The 17,281-nt window shown below is 59.4% G+C and carries 16 protein-coding genes; 9 read left to right on the top strand and 7 right to left on the bottom strand.

The features are described from left to right. Positions 1-511: 511 nt before the first annotated feature. Both PverR02_RS06105 and PverR02_RS06100 read right to left on the bottom strand, forming a co-directional pair. Complete coding sequence (locus PverR02_RS06105; protein WP_017844626.1) at positions 512-1,729, bottom strand: argininosuccinate synthase; 1,218 nt, start codon at positions 1,727-1,729, stop codon at positions 512-514. 129 nt (positions 1,730-1,858) lie between these two features. After that, complete coding sequence (locus PverR02_RS06100) at positions 1,859-2,767, bottom strand: flagellar protein MotY (protein WP_046384542.1); 909 nt, start codon at positions 2,765-2,767, stop codon at positions 1,859-1,861. Positions 2,768-2,923: 156 nt separating this feature from the next. Between PverR02_RS06100 and pyrC the strand changes: the two genes are divergently transcribed. After that, positions 2,924-3,970, top strand: coding sequence for a dihydroorotase (gene pyrC / locus PverR02_RS06095; RefSeq protein WP_017844624.1), 1,047 nt, complete (start codon positions 2,924-2,926; stop codon positions 3,968-3,970). Further along, complete coding sequence (gene rnt, locus PverR02_RS06090) at positions 3,967-4,638, top strand: ribonuclease T (RefSeq protein ID WP_017844623.1); 672 nt, start codon at positions 3,967-3,969, stop codon at positions 4,636-4,638. The genes pyrC and rnt overlap by 4 nt, the downstream gene beginning before the upstream one ends. A gap of 279 nt (positions 4,639-4,917) precedes the next feature. Here the strand turns inward: rnt and PverR02_RS06085 are convergent, their stop codons facing one another. Both PverR02_RS06085 and PverR02_RS06080 read right to left on the bottom strand, forming a co-directional pair. Next, the gene (locus tag PverR02_RS06085) at positions 4,918-5,943 is read right to left on the bottom strand and encodes an IS110 family RNA-guided transposase (protein ID WP_079442951.1); all 1,026 of its coding nucleotides are present in this window, start codon (positions 5,941-5,943) and stop codon (positions 4,918-4,920) included. A gap of 116 nt (positions 5,944-6,059) precedes the next feature. Then, positions 6,060-6,662, bottom strand: a complete 603-nt coding sequence (locus PverR02_RS06080; protein ID WP_017844622.1) for a peroxiredoxin — start codon at positions 6,660-6,662, stop codon at positions 6,060-6,062. 245 nt (positions 6,663-6,907) lie between these two features. On the opposite strand from PverR02_RS06080, the gene PverR02_RS06075 reads away from it, so the two are divergent. Then, complete coding sequence (locus tag PverR02_RS06075; RefSeq protein WP_026139755.1) at positions 6,908-7,126, top strand: bacterioferritin-associated ferredoxin; 219 nt, start codon at positions 6,908-6,910, stop codon at positions 7,124-7,126. A 201-nt stretch (positions 7,127-7,327) separates the two neighbouring features. Further along, positions 7,328-7,798 (top strand): bacterioferritin, encoded by a 471-nt coding sequence (gene bfr / locus PverR02_RS06070; RefSeq protein WP_017844621.1) that lies wholly within the window; start codon positions 7,328-7,330, stop codon positions 7,796-7,798. A 171-nt stretch (positions 7,799-7,969) separates the two neighbouring features. Here bfr and grxD read toward each other — a convergent pair whose 3' ends face one another. Beyond that, complete coding sequence (gene grxD, locus PverR02_RS06065) at positions 7,970-8,308, bottom strand: Grx4 family monothiol glutaredoxin (protein ID WP_046384543.1); 339 nt, start codon at positions 8,306-8,308, stop codon at positions 7,970-7,972. Positions 8,309-8,394: 86 nt separating this feature from the next. After that, a complete protein-coding gene (locus PverR02_RS06060; RefSeq protein WP_046384544.1) occupies positions 8,395-10,503 on the bottom strand; it encodes a molybdopterin oxidoreductase family protein in 2,109 nt (702 codons plus the stop codon). Between the two features lie 433 nt (positions 10,504-10,936). On the opposite strand from PverR02_RS06060, the gene argF reads away from it, so the two are divergent. Both argF and PverR02_RS06045 read left to right on the top strand, forming a co-directional pair. Continuing rightward, positions 10,937-11,857 (top strand): ornithine carbamoyltransferase, encoded by a 921-nt coding sequence (gene argF / locus PverR02_RS06050; protein WP_026139754.1) that lies wholly within the window; start codon positions 10,937-10,939, stop codon positions 11,855-11,857. Then, positions 11,854-12,963, top strand: a complete 1,110-nt coding sequence (locus PverR02_RS06045; RefSeq protein ID WP_079442950.1) for an ABC transporter ATP-binding protein — start codon at positions 11,854-11,856, stop codon at positions 12,961-12,963. Before argF ends, PverR02_RS06045 begins: the two co-directional genes overlap by 4 nt. Positions 12,964-12,987: 24 nt before the next feature. Here PverR02_RS06045 and ybaK read toward each other — a convergent pair whose 3' ends face one another. After that, the gene (gene ybaK / locus PverR02_RS06040) at positions 12,988-13,458 is read right to left on the bottom strand and encodes a Cys-tRNA(Pro) deacylase (protein WP_017844616.1); all 471 of its coding nucleotides are present in this window, start codon (positions 13,456-13,458) and stop codon (positions 12,988-12,990) included. Between the two features lie 327 nt (positions 13,459-13,785). Between ybaK and PverR02_RS06035 the strand changes: the two genes are divergently transcribed. From PverR02_RS06035 to PverR02_RS06025, 3 genes are all read left to right on the top strand, one after another. Continuing rightward, positions 13,786-14,640, top strand: coding sequence for an MIP/aquaporin family protein (locus PverR02_RS06035; protein WP_026139753.1), 855 nt, complete (start codon positions 13,786-13,788; stop codon positions 14,638-14,640). 79 nt (positions 14,641-14,719) lie between these two features. Further along, complete coding sequence (glpK, locus tag PverR02_RS06030; RefSeq protein ID WP_017844614.1) at positions 14,720-16,225, top strand: glycerol kinase GlpK; 1,506 nt, start codon at positions 14,720-14,722, stop codon at positions 16,223-16,225. 95 nt (positions 16,226-16,320) lie between these two features. After that, on the top strand, positions 16,321-17,076 hold the full coding sequence (locus PverR02_RS06025) for a DeoR/GlpR family transcriptional regulator (RefSeq protein WP_017844613.1): 756 nt from the start codon (positions 16,321-16,323) through the stop codon (positions 17,074-17,076). Positions 17,077-17,281 lie beyond the last annotated feature (205 nt).

Here is a 17,281-nt window from a genome sequence, read left to right as displayed (position 1 = left end):
GACCCAACCCACAACGAGATAGGAATTAACCTACAAAAAAACACCAACTCAGATGTTTCGAGTTTTATGGAGCCTTTCAGACCTTTCCGGGCTCGCACATATTTTGAGAGAAATATCCGGTGAATAGGGGGGCACCCGTAAACGCTGCGCACACCCGTTTCAGGAAATGCCCCTTGCATGTCGCGACCGCATGGGCCGACAGGTAAAAAAAGCCTGATGATTTCAGTTCCATTCAACATATTTATTTACACCATAAATTTCCTACAGAACTTTCCGCGACTTACATCTACGCCGCACTTTGGTGAGTGAATTTTCTGTAAGACATAGTTCCTACTCAGGTGTAAATAATTCATTCCTCGGCGGGCCAGGCATCAAACTTTCTGAAACGACGAACCTCGATAGACTTTAAACAAACCTAAACAACTTTAAACATCAGGATCGCCGCGCCTTTTTTACAGGCAAAAAAAATGGCCCCTGAACAAGGGGCCACTTTTCATTTCGACGGGAACACTCAGAACAACTTGCGACCCTTGTTGGCCGCAATACGCATGCGCAGTGCATTCAACTTGATGAAGCCTGCTGCGTCCGCCTGGTTGTAGGCGCCGCCATCTTCTTCGAAGGTGGCGATGTTGGCGTCGAACAGCGACTCATCGGACTTGCGACCGGTGACGATCACGTTGCCCTTGTACAGCTTCAGGCGCACAACGCCGTTCACGTGAGCCTGGGAAGCGTCGATCATCTGTTGCAGCATCAGACGCTCAGGGCTCCACCAGTAGCCGGTGTAGATCAGGCTGGCGTACTTGGGCATCAGCTCGTCTTTGAGGTGAGCCACTTCGCGGTCCAGGGTGATCGACTCGATCGCGCGGTGGGCGCGCAGCATGATGGTGCCGCCTGGGGTTTCGTAGCAGCCACGGGACTTCATGCCCACGTAACGGTTCTCGACGATGTCGAGACGGCCGATACCGTGTTCGCCGCCGATACGGTTCAGGGTCGCCAGTACGGTGGCCGGGGTCATCTCGACGCCGTCCAGCGCGACGATGTCGCCGTTGCGGTAGGTCAGTTCCAGGTACTGCGGCTTGTCAGGAGCGTTCTCCGGGGAGACGGTCCAACGCCACATGTCTTCTTCGTGCTCGGTCCAGGTGTCTTCCAGCACGCCGCCTTCATAGGAGATGTGCAGCAGGTTGGCGTCCATCGAGTACGGGGACTTCTTCTTGCCGTGACGCTCGATCGGGATGCCATGCTTTTCAGCGTAATCCATCAGCTTTTCACGGGACAGCAAGTCCCATTCACGCCAAGGGGCAATCACTTTCACGCCCGGCTTGAGGGCATAGGCGCCCAGTTCGAAACGCACCTGGTCGTTGCCTTTGCCGGTGGCGCCATGGGAAATGGCGTCAGCGCCGGTTTCATTGGCGATTTCGATCAGGCGCTTGGCGATCAGCGGACGTGCGATGGAGGTACCCAGCAGGTACTCGCCTTCGTAGACGGTGTTGGCGCGAAACATCGGGAAAACGAAATCGCGGACGAACTCTTCGCGCAGGTCGTCAATGTAGATCTCTTTGACGCCCATGGCTTGCGCCTTGGCGCGTGCAGGTTCGACCTCTTCGCCCTGACCCAGGTCAGCGGTGAAGGTCACCACTTCACAGTTATAAGTATCCTGCAGCCACTTGAGGATCACCGAAGTGTCCAGGCCGCCGGAATACGCGAGAACGACCTTGTTTACGTCGGCCATGCCATCACTCCACGGGGTTTTACGGAAAGGCAACGATTCTACCGATCAAAACCGCGAAATTACAGGGGCGCGACAGCAAATGAAGATAAAGCGACAGATTATGTCGAGCGGGCGACCAATGGTCGCACCTTATGACGTAGCAGCGGGGTTGCTCGGGCCCTTGGCTTGCACCGCCGGTTTCTCGGGGGCAGCCACGCGTTCGAGCTGGATATTGACGCGCCGATTGCGCGCGCGGTTGGCGGCATTGGTATTGGGCGCCAAGGGGTAGCTTTCGCCGTGGAAACGCATGGTGATCTGCGATTCCGGCACGCCGTTGGCCTTGAAGTAGTCCATCACCGCCAATGCGCGACGGCGCGAGACATCGCGATTGGTCAGGCGATTGCCGCTGTTGTCGGAGTGACCGTTCAATTCGATATGGTTGACCGTCGGATCGGCCTTCATGAATTCGACGATCACCGCCAGCTTGCGCTTGGCCGCTGCGTCCAGCTCGATACCGCCACCGGGGAAGCCGACTTCGGTCTGCTTGACCTGATCGTAATTCATCGGCAGCAGCTTGGCGGTACACAGTTGATAGTCGTTGTAGGCTTTGTTGAATTTCACCGGCAACAGACGAATTTCCGAATAGCCGCCTTCACGCCCGTAATGCCGCACGGTCGGGCTGCGCCCCTCGAGCAGGCCATTGAACAGGCGCCCGGCCTGGGCCTGGGAACTGTTGAACAAGACCTCGCCACTGCCGGCACGCACGGCGCCGAGGTTGATATCGCCACGGCCCGGTTGCCATGGCGCAGCCGCCGCCAGCAGGGTCGCCGATCCTGCGCCGAGCAAGCCGTTAAAGGCTTTCAGACGGAATGTCGCCTGCTCGCCGGCCCGGCGCACGAACTCACCCGAGCCGAAATCGGTGATCGGCTGGGTCAAGCGGCACTCGAATTTGTCGCCCTCCACCTTCCACTCAATATTCTCCAGACGTGTCTGGAACGTGAGGGCCATCGCAGGCAGGCTGGCGAACACACTGAGCAGGGCTAGATAATGCTGGCGCACGGGAGGCTCCACTGGTTTCTACAACACTTCAAAGCGTCATACATCGTTAAGGCATACCAAAGGCTATCGGATGCATCCGGCAAAACTTGATAGCGAGTGCCTGCAAGAGTCTTTTCCGGTAGCATTCCCACCAGATTGACCCGCCTGGAATCCCCAATGTCCGACCGCCTGACCCTGCTGCGTCCCGACGACTGGCATATTCATCTTCGCGATGGTGCTGCGTTGCCCCACACCGTGGCCGATGTTGCGCGCACGTTTGGCCGCGCCATCATCATGCCTAACCTGGTACCTCCGGTGCGTAATGCCGCGCAGGCCGACGCCTATCGCCAGCGCATCCTCGCTGTACGGCCGGCCGGCAGCCGCTTCGAACCGTTGATGGTGCTCTACCTGACCGACCGCACCCAGCCCGACGAAATCCGCGAGGCCAAGGCCAGCGGTTTCGTACACGCCGCCAAGCTGTATCCGGCGGGCGCGACCACCAACTCCGACTCCGGCGTGACCAGCATCGACAAGATCCTGCCGGCGATCGAAGCGATGGCCGAAGTCGGCATGCCGCTGTTGATCCACGGTGAAGTCACCCGCGGCGATGTCGACGTGTTCGATCGCGAGAAGATCTTCATCGACGAGCATATGCGCCGGGTGGTCGAGCTGTTTCCGACCCTCAAGGTGGTGTTCGAACACATCACCACGGCCGATGCGGTGCAGTTCGTCACCGAGGCCTCGGCCAACGTTGGCGCGACCATCACCGCCCATCACCTGCTCTACAACCGCAACCACATGCTGGTGGGCGGGATTCGGCCGCACTTCTATTGCCTGCCGATTCTCAAGCGCAACACCCATCAGGTGGCCCTGCTGGACGCTGCGACCAGCGGCAACCCGAAGTTCTTCCTCGGCACCGACTCGGCGCCCCATGCCCAGCATGCCAAGGAAGCGGCCTGCGGTTGTGCCGGTTGCTACACCGCCTATGCGGCGATCGAGCTGTACGCCGAAGCGTTCGACCAACGCAACGCCCTGGACAAACTCGAAGGCTTCGCCAGCCTCAACGGCCCGCGTTTCTACGGGCTGCCGGCGAATACCGACCGCATCACCCTGGTCCGTGAAGACTGGACTGCCCCCGTCAGCCTGCCGTTTGGCGAGCTGACTGTTATCCCGCTGCGCGCCGGTGAAACACTGCGCTGGCGCCTGCTGGAGGAAAGCAAGTGAGTGAAGACCATTACGATGACGAACACGAGCACAGCGGTGGCGGTTCCCGTCACCCGATGGCCGAGCGGTTTCGCGGCTATCTGCCGGTCGTCATCGACGTAGAAACCGGTGGCTTCAACTGCGCCACCGACGCGCTGCTGGAAATCGCCGCGACCACCATCGGCATGGACGAACAGGGTTTTGTGTTCGCGGAACACACCCACTTCTTCCGCGTCGAGCCGTTCGAAGGCGCCAATATCGAAGCCGCGGCCCTGGAATTCACCGGGATCAAGCTCGATCACCCACTGCGCATGGCGGTGAGTGAAGAAGCAGCACTGACCGATATCTTCCGTGGCGTGCGCAAGGCGTTGAAGGCCAATGGCTGCAAACGCGCGATCCTGGTGGGGCACAACAGCAGCTTCGACCTGGGCTTCCTGAATGCCGCCGTGGCGCGGCTGGACATGAAGCGCAACCCGTTCCACCCGTTCTCCAGCTTCGACACCGCTACGCTCGCCGGCCTGGCTTATGGCCAGACCGTATTGGCCAAAGCCTGCCAGGCCGCCGGTATCGACTTTGACGGTCGCGAAGCCCACTCGGCGCGCTATGACACCGAAAAGACCGCCGAGCTGTTCTGCGGCATCGTCAACCGCTGGAAACAGATGGGCGGCTGGGAAGACTTCAACGACTGAAGTGGAATCCCGCGCATAAAAATCTATGGTCACCCCCATTTTTGCAATACTGATCAACGGGTGGTGTGGTTGGCTTGCTTAAATCTATCCGGCGTCTGTTTGGGGTATGCCCCAGCGCCACGATGAGAGTCGCGCCTGACGATCCTTAAAAACCGGTCGGCTTCTGAAGCCGATTTTTATGTCAGGATCTTCGCCAGGCCGGTGTGCCGTTCACATCATCTGTTGTTCAGCTATCGCAAAACCTGAAGGGTGAATCGTGGTACTGCAACAACTGCAGGGTCAGGCGTTCAAAGCGTCTGGCCCTGCTTCATATTGCGTATGGCGAGCGGCTATCGCCCAAGCGATACGCGCCAGTTTGTTAGCCAGGGCACAGGCCACGACATTTGAATGTCGTTGACTGAGCAAGGTTTTAACCCAGTCAGCCAGAGCGCCTTTCTGGTGATCCAGCCTCTGCATATAGACCCTGGAACACTGCACCAACAGTTGTCGCAGATGCTTGTCACCCCGCTTGCTGATCCCCAGCAGATTGGCCTTGCCGCCCGTACTGTACTGCCTGGGCACTAAGCCAACGGAGGCGGCAAAGTCGCGACCGCATCGGTACTGTTTACCATCGCCCATCTCCACAGCCAGCAGGCTGGCGGTGATCGGGCCGACACACGGCATGCTCAGCAAACGACTGCCCAGATCATCGTTGGCCAGTTGGCCCGCCAGTTCTTTATCCAGCGCTTTGATTTGCTCATCCAGATAGACGAAGTGATCGTGCAGGCACTGCAATAAGACCGTCAGACGAACGGGTAAGTCGTGCTCGGCCAAAACGCTCGCCAAACGCTTCATGATGGCCAATCCCTTGGGCAGGCTGATTCCAAACTCCAACAGAAAACCGTGCATCTGATTAGCCGTTTTGGTGCGGTCATGCACCAATGATTCGCGCATCCGATGCAGCACAGACAGGGTTTGCTGGGATTCGGTTTTAGGCGTAACGAAGCGCATGGATGGGCGGGAAGCGGCTTCACAGATCGCCTCAGCGTCGACGAAGTCATTTTTGTTGCCCTTGACGAAGGGCTTAACGAACTGCGGGGAAATCAGCTTGGCCGTGTGTCCCATCGCCATCAGTTGGCGAGCGACAAAATGCGACCCTGCACAGGCCTCCATCACCACGACACAGCTCGGCACATTGCCGAAAAACTGCATCATCTGCGCTCGTGAGCATTTTTTGCGAAACACCTCGCGGCCCGACTTATCCTGGCCGTGCAGGTGGAAAGTATGTTTGCCGAGATCGATACCGATCAGTGCTGACTCGCTCATGATGATGGCCTCCGAAAACAAAACACCCCGTGAAAGCGTAGCCCTCACAGGGTGTTGGGGGTGACCATCTCATTAACCGGCCTTCTCAGGCCGGTTTTTTTTACCGCAAACGTGGCTTACAGCTTGCCGGCGTTCTCGGTCAGGTAGGCTGCAACGCCTTCTGGCGAAGCGTTCATGCCTTTGTCGCCTTTTTTCCAGTTGGCAGGGCAGACTTCGCCGTGCTCTTCGTGGAATTGCAGCGCGTCGACCAGACGGATCAGCTCTTCCATGTTACGGCCCAGCGGCAGGTCGTTGATGATCTGCGAGCGCACAACGCCCTTGTCATCGATCAGGAACGCGCCACGGAACGCCACGCCGCCTTCGGACTCAACGTCGTAGGCCTTGGCGATGTCGTGCTTCATGTCGGCAGCCATGGTGTATTTGACTTTGCCGATGCCGCCATCGTTGATGGCAGTGTTGCGCCAGGCGTTGTGGGTGAAATGGGAGTCGATGGAAACCGCGACCACTTCAACGTTACGCGCCTTGAAATCGTCCATGCGGTGGTCCAGAGCAATCAGCTCCGAAGGGCAGACGAAAGTGAAGTCCAGCGGGTAGAAGAACACCAGGCCGTATTTGCCTTTGATGGCTTCAGACAGCTTGAAGCTGTCAACGATTTCGCCAGTGCCGAGAACGGCAGGTACGTCGAAATCCGGGGCTTGTTTGCCGACGAGTACGCTCATTGGATATCTCCTGATGCAGGGGTGACGATTGAAGTAAAAGGACCGGCCTCGAGTCTGCCGCGCATAAGCGACAAGCCTGTGACGCAGTCACGCTTCGTGAAGACCGACCATCATACACTGAAAAAACCGTTCGTCAGCGCACAGGCAAAGTCGCGGCCCAGCACGGCAAAACTACTTTGACAATCATTCTCGTTAACATTAAGATCCATCGCACTTAAGCCTTAAACCCGCGATGGTTCTCCCTTATGTATGTCTGCCTCTGCACTGGCGTCACCGACGGACAAATCCGCGAAGCAATCTACGAAGGTTGCTGCAGCTACAAGGAAGTGCGTGAAACGACCGGCGTTGCCAGCCAATGCGGCAAATGTGCTTGCCTCGCCAAGCAAGTGGTACGGGAAACCCTGACGCAGCTGCAAACAGCTCAGGTCGCGCTGCCCTATTCAGCAGAATTTACACACGCCTGAATCAACGTATTTTAAAGAGCCGGACTTAGTGTCCGGCTTTTTTATGCCCGCAATTCAATTAGTTAGGGCCAAGACGCGGAACATAAACATTCTTATTCAGATTAATTTTCATTTATTATTCAACAACTTAGGTTTGACACTCAGGGGCTCGCCACGCAGACTCCTGCTTATATACCGCGAATAAAGGGCAGGACCCCAATCATGAAAGGCGACATCTCAGTCATCCAGCAACTCAACAAAATCCTTGGCAATGAACTGGTCGCGATCAATCAGTACTTTCTGCATGCGCGCATGTATGACGATTGGGGCCTGGAAAAGCTGGGCAAGCGTGAGTACAAGGAATCGATCAAAGCCATGAAGGACGCCGATGCCCTGATCAAGCGCATCCTGTTCCTGGAAGGCCTGCCGAACGTACAGGACCTGGGCAAGCTGAACATCGGCGAGCACACCCACGAAATGATCAGCAGCGACCTGGGCTTCGAACGCAAGAGCCACAGCGAGCTCAAGGCCGCCATCGCTCACTGCGAAGTGACCAAGGACTTCGGCAGCCGCGAACTGCTGGAAGATATCCTGGAAGACCAGGAAGAACATATCGACTGGCTGGAAACCCAACTGGGCCTGATCGACAAGGTCAGCCTGGAGAACTACCTGCAATCGCAGATGGGTGAATAACCCTTATTCACGGTAGGCGCGAGTTTGCTCGCGAAAAACTCAAGGGCCCCGCATTCCATCAGGGGGCCCGCGTTATCGTTGACGTTCTTCGCGAGCAAGCTCGCTCCTACAGATGAAGCACAAAAAAGCCCCGCTCTCGTATGAGAAGCGGGGCTTTTTGTTGCAGGCCAATCAAGCTTCAGTCTGGGCTGCCGCTTTTGCCGCTGCGTCTTTGACCAACGTCTGCAACTCACCGTTCTCGAACATTTCACTGATGATGTCGCTGCCGCCGACCAGCTCACCGGCTACCCACAGTTGCGGGAAAGTCGGCCAGTTAGCGTACTTCGGCAGGTTCGCGCGAATTTCCGGGTTTTGAAGGATATCCACATAAGCGAATTTCTCGCCACATTTCATGATGGCTTGGGACGCTTTCGCGGAGAAGCCGCACTGCGGGGCATTGGGAGAGCCCTTCATGTAAAGCAGAATGGTGTTGTTGGCAATCTGCTCTTTGATCGTTTCGATGATATCCATGGAACACCTCGGCTGGAACTTTGCGACTCACAGGTCGGCACGGTGGCGCATTGTAACGCAAAATCCCAGCGTGGTGCTCGGAGACCTTATGCCGCAGCTACGTGGACCGGCACGCCGTTCAGCGCGGCATTGCCCGATAACTCATCCAACTGCCGCTCGTCGGTCAGGTCGTTCGCGCTGGCACCCGGCTGACGGCTGGCGATCGTCATCTGCACGCCCGGACGCCCGTGGCCCCAACCATGCGGCAGGCTGACCACGCCTGGCATCATGTCCAGGCTGGCCGCGACCTCGACCTCGATCATGCCGATGCGCGAACTGACCTTCACCCGCTGCCCGTCGCTCAATTGGCGGCGGGCCAGATCCTCCGGATGCATGAGCAGTTGGTGCCGGGGCTTGCCCTTCACCAGGCGGTGATAGTTATGCATCCAGGAATTGTTGCTGCGCACATGGCGGCGGCCGATCAACAGCAATTCGTCGGCCGGTGGCAGCGGTTGCGCCGCGAAGCGCGCGAGGTCCGCCAGAATCACGGCCGGCGCGGCCTGTACCCGGCCATTCGCGGTTTTCAGGCGCGCGGCGAGATTGGGCGTCAGGGGCCCCAGGTCCACGCCGTGGGGGTGTTCGGCGAGCATTGCCACCGACAATTGGTGGCTGGAAGCATCGCCATACACGCCGGTGCGCAGGCCGAAGTCGATCATCTGCGCCGGTGGCAGGGTCGGCTTGAGCGCAACCCCGGTGTGCGCGGCAAACGCCTTGGCCAGGCCGACGAAGATCTCCCAGTCGTGCAGCGCGCCGTCAGGCTTGGGCAGGATCGCACGATTGAAACGGCTGACATTGCGCACCGCGAACATATTGAAGGTGGTGTCGTAGTGATCGTTTTCCAGCGCCGAGGTGGACGGCAGGATCAGGTCGGCATAACGCGTCGTCTCGTTGATGTAGAGATCGACGCTGACCATGAATTCCAGCCCATCCAGGGCCTGCTCCAACTGGCGACCATTCGGCGTCGATAGCACCGGATTGCCGGCCACGGTGACCAGGGCGCGGATCTGTCCTTCACCTTCGGTGAGCATTTCTTCCGCCAACGCCGACACCGGCAACTCGCCACCGTACTCCGGACGCCCCGACACACGGCTCTGCCAACGATTGAAATGCCCGCCGGAGGTGGAGGCCACCAGGTCCACCGCTGGCGTGGTACACAAGGCGCCGCCTGGACGATCCAGGTTACCGGTGACCAGATTGATCAATTGCACCAGCCAATGGCACAGCGTGCCGAATGCCTGGGTCGAAACGCCCATGCGCCCGTAACACACGGCCCTGTCCGCCGCGGCAAAATCCCGCGCCAGCTGGCGGATCTGCTCGGCAGGCAGCGCGCACTGGCGGCTCATGGCCTCGGCGGTAAACCCGGCGATTGCGCGGCGCACATCGTCCAGGCCGTCGACTGGCAAGTGACTGGCACGGGTCAGGTTTTCGGCAAACAACGTGTTGAGCAGTCCGAACAGCAACGCGGCGTCGCCACCGGGCCGTACAAACAGGTGCTGATCGGCAATCGCCGCCGTCTCGCTGCGCCGCGGGTCGACCACCACCACTTTGCCGCCCCGGGCCTGGATGGCCTTGAGGCGCTTCTCCACGTCGGGCACGGTCATGATGCTGCCGTTGGACGCCAGCGGGTTGCCGCCGAGGATCAGCATGAAGTCGGTGTGGTCAATATCCGGAATCGGCAACAACAGGCCATGGCCGTACATCAGGTGGCTGCTGAGGTGATGAGGCAACTGGTCGACCGACGTCGCGGAAAACCGGTTGCGTGTCTTGAGCAGGCCAAGGAAGTAATTGCTGTGGGTCATCAGCCCGTAGTTATGCACGCTGGGATTGCCCTGGTACACCGCCACTGAATTCTGTCCGTAGCGAGCCTGGATGCCCGCCAGTTTTTCGGCCACCAGCGCGAAGGCGTCTTCCCACGCAATCGGTTGCCATTCGCTACCCACCCGCAACATGGGTTGGTGCAGGCGGTCCGGGTCATTCTGGATATCCTGCAACGCCACAGCCTTGGGGCAGATATGCCCGCGACTGAAGGTGTCCAGTGGGTCGCCCTTGATCGACGTGATCGCCAGGCTGCCGTCTTCGGCTTGGGTGGTTTCCAGGGTCAGGCCACAGATGGCTTCGCACAGATGGCAGGCACGGTGGTGGAGAGTCTTGGTCATGGCCAGTCTCTTTATTAGGGCTTTGGCCTGACTATGGGCCGCGACTGCGGCGGGCACCAGCAACGTTCGTCGCGTGAATCGAAGGGCATCAGGCCAGGCCATGGGCAAGCGTGAGAAAATGTTTCAAAACCTGCGGAAGTGCCCCTGAAACCGACGCAGCCTGGCCTGGCCCCGCCCTCGCGGATTGCAAAAGGTCGCAGGGCCAGTGTACAAATGACCCGCTGCTGTCAGGAAATCGTCTTCAAAAGCGCTCTCGCGCCTGTCTGAACACCCCTAAACACCGTAGCCCTATTGGTAAGACGCGACATTTAATTATAAGATCGCGCCTTCCCCTATTTCGTCGCCCCGTGCGGCTTTCGCCGCAGGTCTCGCCCGTTTTCACAATAAACAAGGCTTTGAGTATCTGCGGTCTGTTGCAAAAAGGTAGTTAATGATGAGCGCAAGGCACTTTCTCTCCCTGATGGATTGCACGCCCGAAGAGCTGGTCAGCGTGATCCGTCGAGGCATTGAGCTTAAAGACCTGCGTAACCGCGGCGTACTGTTCGAGCCTTTGAAAAACCGCGTGCTCGGGATGATTTTCGAGAAATCGTCGACCCGCACCCGCTTGTCCTTCGAGGCCGGCATGATCCAGTTGGGTGGCCAGGCCATCTTCCTGTCGCCGCGTGACACCCAGCTGGGCCGTGGCGAGCCAATCAGCGATTGCGCGATCGTCATGTCGCGCATGCTTGATGCGGTGATGATCCGGACCTTTGCCCACAGCACCCTGACCGAATTTTCCGCGAACTCCCGGGTACCGGTGATCAACGGCCTGTCCGATGACCTGCACCCGTGCCAGTTGCTGGCCGACATGCAAACCTTCCTCGAGCACCGTGGCTCGATCCAGGGCAAGACCGTGGCCTGGATCGGCGACGGCAACAACATGTGCAACAGTTATATAGAAGCGGCGATCCAGTTCGACTTCCACCTGCGCATCGCCTGCCCGGAAGGCTTCGAACCGTCCGCCGAATTCCTGGCCAAAGCCGATGGTCGCGTGCAGATCCTGCGTGATCCAAAAGACGCGGTGGTCGGCGCGCACCTGGTAAGCACCGATGTCTGGACCTCCATGGGCCAGGAAGACGAAACCGCCAAGCGCCTGAAGCTGTTTGCACCGTTCCAGGTCACCCGCGCCCTGCTCGACCTGGCCGCGCCGGACGTGCTGTTCATGCACTGCCTGCCTGCCCACCGTGGCGAAGAAATCAGCCTCGATCTGCTCGACGACCCGCGTTCGGTCGCCTGGGACCAGGCAGAAAACCGTCTGCATGCACAAAAGGCCCTGCTCGAATTTCTGGTCGAACCGGCGTACCACCACGCATGAGCAAGCCATTACTGCTGAACCTGCGCAATCTGGCATGCGGCTATCAAGATCAGCGGGTGGTACAGAACCTCAACCTGCACCTCAACGCCGGCGACATCGGTTGCCTGCTCGGCTCCTCGGGGTGCGGCAAGACCACCACCCTGCGTGCGATCGCAGGGTTCGAACCGGTACACGAAGGCGAAATCAGCCTGGCCGGCGAAGTCATCTCCAGTGCTGGGTTCACCCTGGCGCCGGAGAAACGTCGCATCGGCATGGTGTTCCAGGACTACGCGCTGTTTCCCCACCTGAGCGTGGCCGACAACATCGCCTTTGGCATTCGCAAGCACCCGCAGAAAGACCGCGTGGTCGCCGAATTGCTGGAGCTGGTCAACCTGAAGAACCTGGGCAAGCGTTTTCCCCACGAGCTGTCCGGTGGTCAGCAACAACGCGTGGCCCTCGCCCGCGCCTTGGCGCCGGAGCCGCAATTGTTGCTGCTCGACGAACCCTTCTCCAACCTCGATGGCGAGCTGCGACGCAAGCTCAGCCATGAGGTGCGCGACATTCTCAAGGCACGTGGCACCAGTGCGATCCTGGTGACCCATGACCAGGAAGAAGCATTTGCCGTGAGTGACCACGTCGGCGTGTTCAAGGAAGGTCGCCTGGAGCAGTGGGATACGCCCTACAACCTCTATCACGAACCGCTCACACCCTACGTCGCAAGCTTTGTCGGCCAGGGCTATTTCATCCGTGGCCAATTGTGTACGCCGGAATCGGTCAGCACCGAGCTCGGCGACCTGCGCGGCAACCGCGCGTATAGCTGGCCGCCAGGTGGCGCCGTGGATGTATTGCTGCGCCCGGACGACATCGTCTACGCACCGGACAGCGCATTGAAAGCGCGGATCGTCGGCAAGACGTTCCTCGGCGCCTCGACCTTGTACCGCCTGCAACTGCCGACGGGCGCTCAGTTGGAGTCGATCTTCCCCAGCCACGCCGACCATCAGGTCGGTGCCGACGTGGGGATCCGCGTCGCCGTCGAACACCTGGTGCTGTTCCGGGCTTCCGGCAGCACGGCGGCGCAGATTCCGCACACCGATTCGGGTGTGCGGCGCTACAGCCCCGCCAACTGAAGAAACCCGCTCCAGCCTTCGAACTCAGGCCCGGCCGATCGGCGCGAACGTGGCCTGGGTATGCTCGGCCAGAACCGCTGCGGACAACTCCACTTCCAACCCCCGTCTCCCGGCGCTGACAAAAATCGTCGGGAACGGCTGCGCGGTAATATCAATAAAGGTGCGCAAACGCTTTTTCTGTCCCAGCGGGCTGATCCCCCCCAGCAGATAGCCAGTGGAACGCTGCGCCGCCGCCGGGTCGGCCATCTCGACTTTTTTCACCCCGGCGGCGTGCGCCAGGGCTTTCAAGTCCAGACTTCCGACGACCGGCACCACCGCCACCAATAATTCGCCCTTCTCGCTGCTCGCCAGCAAGGTCTTGAACACCTGCGCCGGGTCCAGACCCAACTTTTCCGCGGCCTCCAGGCCATACGAGGCAGCTTTGGGATCGTGTTCATAACTGTGAATGCGATGTTCGGCGCGAACTTTTTTCAACAAATCCAATGCAGGGGTCATGGACGCTCCAGGCGTGGCAAACGGATGGCCAATTCTAGGCCAAGCCCACACAAAACGCTCTAGTACGCCCCTCACTCATGGCAATACTTACTGTGGCGAGCGTGATCATTCATCAAACCTATAGTTCGAAAATGACTGATAGTTCACTTTCGACCTTTGACAGCAGTCATTCTTGTCTATATTTTTTCGTTTCCGAATACTGTAGGAATACATCCGCAGCATTCCAGCAGTAAGCCGTGCCCGGGATGGGGATCCTCGACACGGTGAAAATCGCGCAAGGCCCGTTGAGGCCAGACGCCAGACAAGAACAACAAATTGAGGTTTTCCATGACAACTGCACTTCAACAGCCTTCACTTTCGAGCCAATGCATGGCCGAATTCCTGGGGACTGCGCTTCTGATCTTCTTCGGTACCGGTTGTGTCGCTGCGCTCAAGGTCGCGGGTGCCAGCTTTGGCTTATGGGAAATCAGTATCATCTGGGGGATCGGCGTGAGCATGGCGATCTACCTGAGCGCGGGCATCTCCGGGGCACATCTGAACCCGGCGGTCAGCATCGCCCTGTGTCTCTTTGCCGATTTCGACAAGCGCAAACTGCCCTTCTATATCCTCGCCCAAGTCGCCGGCGCCTTCTGCTCCGCGGCCCTGGTGTACACGCTCTACAGCAACCTGTTTTTCGATTACGAACAAACCCACCATCTGGTGCGCGGCACCCAGGCCAGCCTGGAATTGGCCTCGGTATTCTCGACTTATCCCCATGCACTGCTGAGCACGGCCCAGGCCTTCCTGGTGGAAATGGTCATCACCGCGATCCTGATGGGCGTGATCATGGCCCTGACCGACGATAACAACGGCCTGCCACGCGGCCCGTTGGCACCGCTGCTGATCGGCTTGCTGATCGCGGTGATTGGCAGCGCGATGGGCCCGCTGACCGGCTTTGCGATGAACCCGGCACGGGATTTCGGGCCCAAGCTGATGACCTTTTTCGCCGGTTGGGGTGAAATGGCCTTTACTGGCGGGCGTGATATTCCCTACTTCCTGGTGCCGATTTTCGCACCGATTGTCGGTGCATGCCTGGGGGCTGCAGCGTATCGCGGGCTGATTGCCCGTCACCTGCCAAGCGCCGCACCCGCTGTCGCCGAAACCGAAGACAGCGCCGTCAACGGCAACACCCGCATTTCCTGATAGCCAGCCTGGTCCACCCTGCCCCTTCGTGGCCCAGGCGGTTTACCCACTTCCTTATTTCTCGTCCAAGGCAATCGACATGACCGACATTCAGAATAAGAACTACATCATTGCCCTCGATCAGGGCACCACCAGTTCCCGGGCGATCATCTTCGATCGTGACGCCAACGTGGTCTGCACCGCCCAACGTGAGTTCGCCCAGCATTACCCGCAAGCGGGCTGGGTCGAACATGACCCGATGGAAATCTTCGCGACCCAGAGCGCGGTGATGGTCGAAGCCCTGGCCCAGGCCGGCCTGCACCATGACCAGGTCGCCGCCATCGGTATCACCAACCAGCGCGAAACCACCGTGGTCTGGGACAAAGTCACCGGCCGCCCGATCTACAACGCCATCGTTTGGCAGTGCCGCCGCAGCACCGAGATCTGCCAGCAGCTCAAGCGTGATGGCCACGAGCAATACATCAGCGACACCACCGGCCTGGTCACCGACCCGTACTTCTCCGGCACCAAGCTCAAGTGGATTCTCGATAACGTCGAAGGCAGCCGCGAACGTGCGCGCAACGGCGAGCTGCTGTTCGGCACCATCGACAGCTGGCTGATCTGGAAATTCACCGGCGGCAAGACCCACGTCACCGACTACACCAACGCCTCGCGCACCATGCTCTTCAACATCCACACCCTGGAGTGGGACGCGAAGATGCTGGACATCCTCGATGTGCCGCGGGAAATGCTGCCGGAAGTGAAATCGTCGTCGGAAATCTACGGCCGCACCAAGAGTGGCATTGCCATCGGCGGCATCGCCGGTGACCAGCAGGCCGCGCTGTTCGGCCAGATGTGCGTGGAACCGGGCCAAGCCAAGAACACCTATGGCACCGGTTGCTTCCTGCTGATGAACACCGGCGACAAAGCGGTGAAATCCAAGCACGGCATGCTCACCACCATCGCCTGCGGCCCGCGTGGCGAAGTGGCCTACGCCCTGGAAGGCGCCGTGTTCAACGGTGGTTCCACCGTACAGTGGCTGCGCGACGAGCTGAAAATCATCAACGACGCCCACGACACCGAATACTTCGCCGGCAAGGTCAAGGACAGCAACGGCGTGTACCTGGTGCCCGCGTTCACCGGCCTGGGCGCGCCGTATTGGGACCCGTATGCCCGTGGCGCGTTGTTCGGCCTGACCCGTGGCGTGCGCGTGGATCACATTATTCGCGCAGCTCTGGAGTCGATTGCCTACCAGACCCGCGACGTATTGGACGCGATGCAGCAGGACTCCGGCGAACGCCTTAAATCCCTGCGCGTGGACGGCGGCGCAGTGGCCAACAACTTCCTGATGCAGTTCCAGGCCGATATCCTCGGCACCCAGGTCGAACGCCCGCAAATGCGCGAAACCACGGCACTCGGCGCCGCCTACCTGGCGGGCCTGGCCTGCGGCTTCTGGGGCAGCCTGGAGGAATTGCGCGGCAAAGCGGTGATCGAGCGCGAATTCGAACCCCAGCTCGAAGAAGCGGCCAAGGAGAAACTCTACGCCGGCTGGCAAAAAGCGGTGAGCCGCACCCGTGATTGGGAACCGCACGAAGGCGCTGAATAAGCCCTTCGCCGGAACCACTTAGGGTTGTAACTGGCAGGGAGCAGATTCCTGCGTCATCATGGGCCACTTTTGTATGGCAGCCCAAAGGACGCCCAATGAATCTGCCTCCCCGCCAGCAACAAATCCTCGAACTGGTCCGCGAACGCGGCTACGTCAGTATCGAGGAAATGGCGCAGTTGTTCGTTGTCACCCCGCAAACCATCCGCCGCGATATCAACCAGCTGGCGGACGCCAACCTGTTGCGCCGCTACCACGGCGGCGCAGCCTATGATTCCAGCGTCGAAAACACCGCATACGCCATGCGGGCCGACCAGATGCGCGACGAGAAACAGCGCATCGGCGAAGCGATCGCCGCACAAATCCCCGACCATGCCTCGCTGTTCATCAACATCGGCACCACCACCGAATCCATCGCCCGTGCGTTGCTCAACCACAATCACCTGAAAATCATCACCAACAACCTCAACGTCGCCACCATGCTCAGCGCCAAGGACGACTTCGACGTGCTGCTGACTGGCGGGAGTGTGCGACGTGACGGCGGCGTGGTGGGCCAGGCCAGCGTCGACTTTATCAACCAGTTCAAGGTCGATTTCGCCCTGGTCGGCATCAGCGGTATCGATGAAGACGGCAGCCTGCTCGACTTCGACTACCAGGAAGTGCGGGTTTCCCAGGCGATCATCGCCAATGCGCGCAAGGTGATCCTGGCGGCTGACTCGAGCAAATTCGGGCGCAATGCCATGATTCGCCTGGGCCCGATCAGCCTGGTGGACTGCCTGGTGACCGACCAGCAGCCGGTGCCGGCGCTGGTGCAGTTGTTGAACCAGCATAAGGTTCGGCTGGAAGTCGTCTAGCGACTGCACTGACGCTATCGAGGGCAAGCCCCCTCCCACACTTTGATGTGTGAACCCATTCAAATGTGGGAGGGGGCTTGCCCCCGATAGCGATTGATCCAGCCCCCATTTCCTTGAGCCTTCCCCAGGCACATGTTCACAAATTTTCCTTTTCTCGCCCTTCGATGAGTTTTTTCAATCGAAGTCGGGTGGCTGTGGGCGCGTT

Source organism: Pseudomonas veronii, assembly GCF_002028325.1.
Taxonomy (GTDB): Bacteria; Pseudomonadota; Gammaproteobacteria; order Pseudomonadales; family Pseudomonadaceae; genus Aquipseudomonas; species Aquipseudomonas veronii.
Note: the sequence above shows the minus strand (reverse complement) of the source record. Positions and strands in the feature narration are given on the sequence as shown.

Coding starts and splice junctions, on each gene's coding strand:
- PverR02_RS06085 (WP_079442951.1), bottom strand. CDS start 5,943: ATGAGCGAGTCAGCACTGATCGGTATCGATCTCGGCAAACATACTTTC.
- PverR02_RS06045 (WP_079442950.1), top strand. CDS start 11,854: ATGAGCAAGCCATTACTGCTGAACCTGCGCAATCTGGCATGCGGCTAT.
- PverR02_RS06060 (WP_046384544.1), bottom strand. CDS start 10,503: ATGACCAAGACTCTCCACCACCGTGCCTGCCATCTGTGCGAAGCCATC.
- PverR02_RS06105 (WP_017844626.1), bottom strand. CDS start 1,729: ATGGCCGACGTAAACAAGGTCGTTCTCGCGTATTCCGGCGGCCTGGAC.
- PverR02_RS06080 (WP_017844622.1), bottom strand. CDS start 6,662: ATGAGCGTACTCGTCGGCAAACAAGCCCCGGATTTCGACGTACCTGCC.
- pyrC (WP_017844624.1), top strand. CDS start 2,924: ATGTCCGACCGCCTGACCCTGCTGCGTCCCGACGACTGGCATATTCAT.
- bfr (WP_017844621.1), top strand. CDS start 7,328: ATGAAAGGCGACATCTCAGTCATCCAGCAACTCAACAAAATCCTTGGC.
- PverR02_RS06025 (WP_017844613.1), top strand. CDS start 16,321: ATGAATCTGCCTCCCCGCCAGCAACAAATCCTCGAACTGGTCCGCGAA.
- ybaK (WP_017844616.1), bottom strand. CDS start 13,458: ATGACCCCTGCATTGGATTTGTTGAAAAAAGTTCGCGCCGAACATCGC.
- grxD (WP_046384543.1), bottom strand. CDS start 8,308: ATGGATATCATCGAAACGATCAAAGAGCAGATTGCCAACAACACCATT.
- argF (WP_026139754.1), top strand. CDS start 10,937: ATGAGCGCAAGGCACTTTCTCTCCCTGATGGATTGCACGCCCGAAGAG.
- glpK (WP_017844614.1), top strand. CDS start 14,720: ATGACCGACATTCAGAATAAGAACTACATCATTGCCCTCGATCAGGGC.
- PverR02_RS06035 (WP_026139753.1), top strand. CDS start 13,786: ATGACAACTGCACTTCAACAGCCTTCACTTTCGAGCCAATGCATGGCC.
- PverR02_RS06075 (WP_026139755.1), top strand. CDS start 6,908: ATGTATGTCTGCCTCTGCACTGGCGTCACCGACGGACAAATCCGCGAA.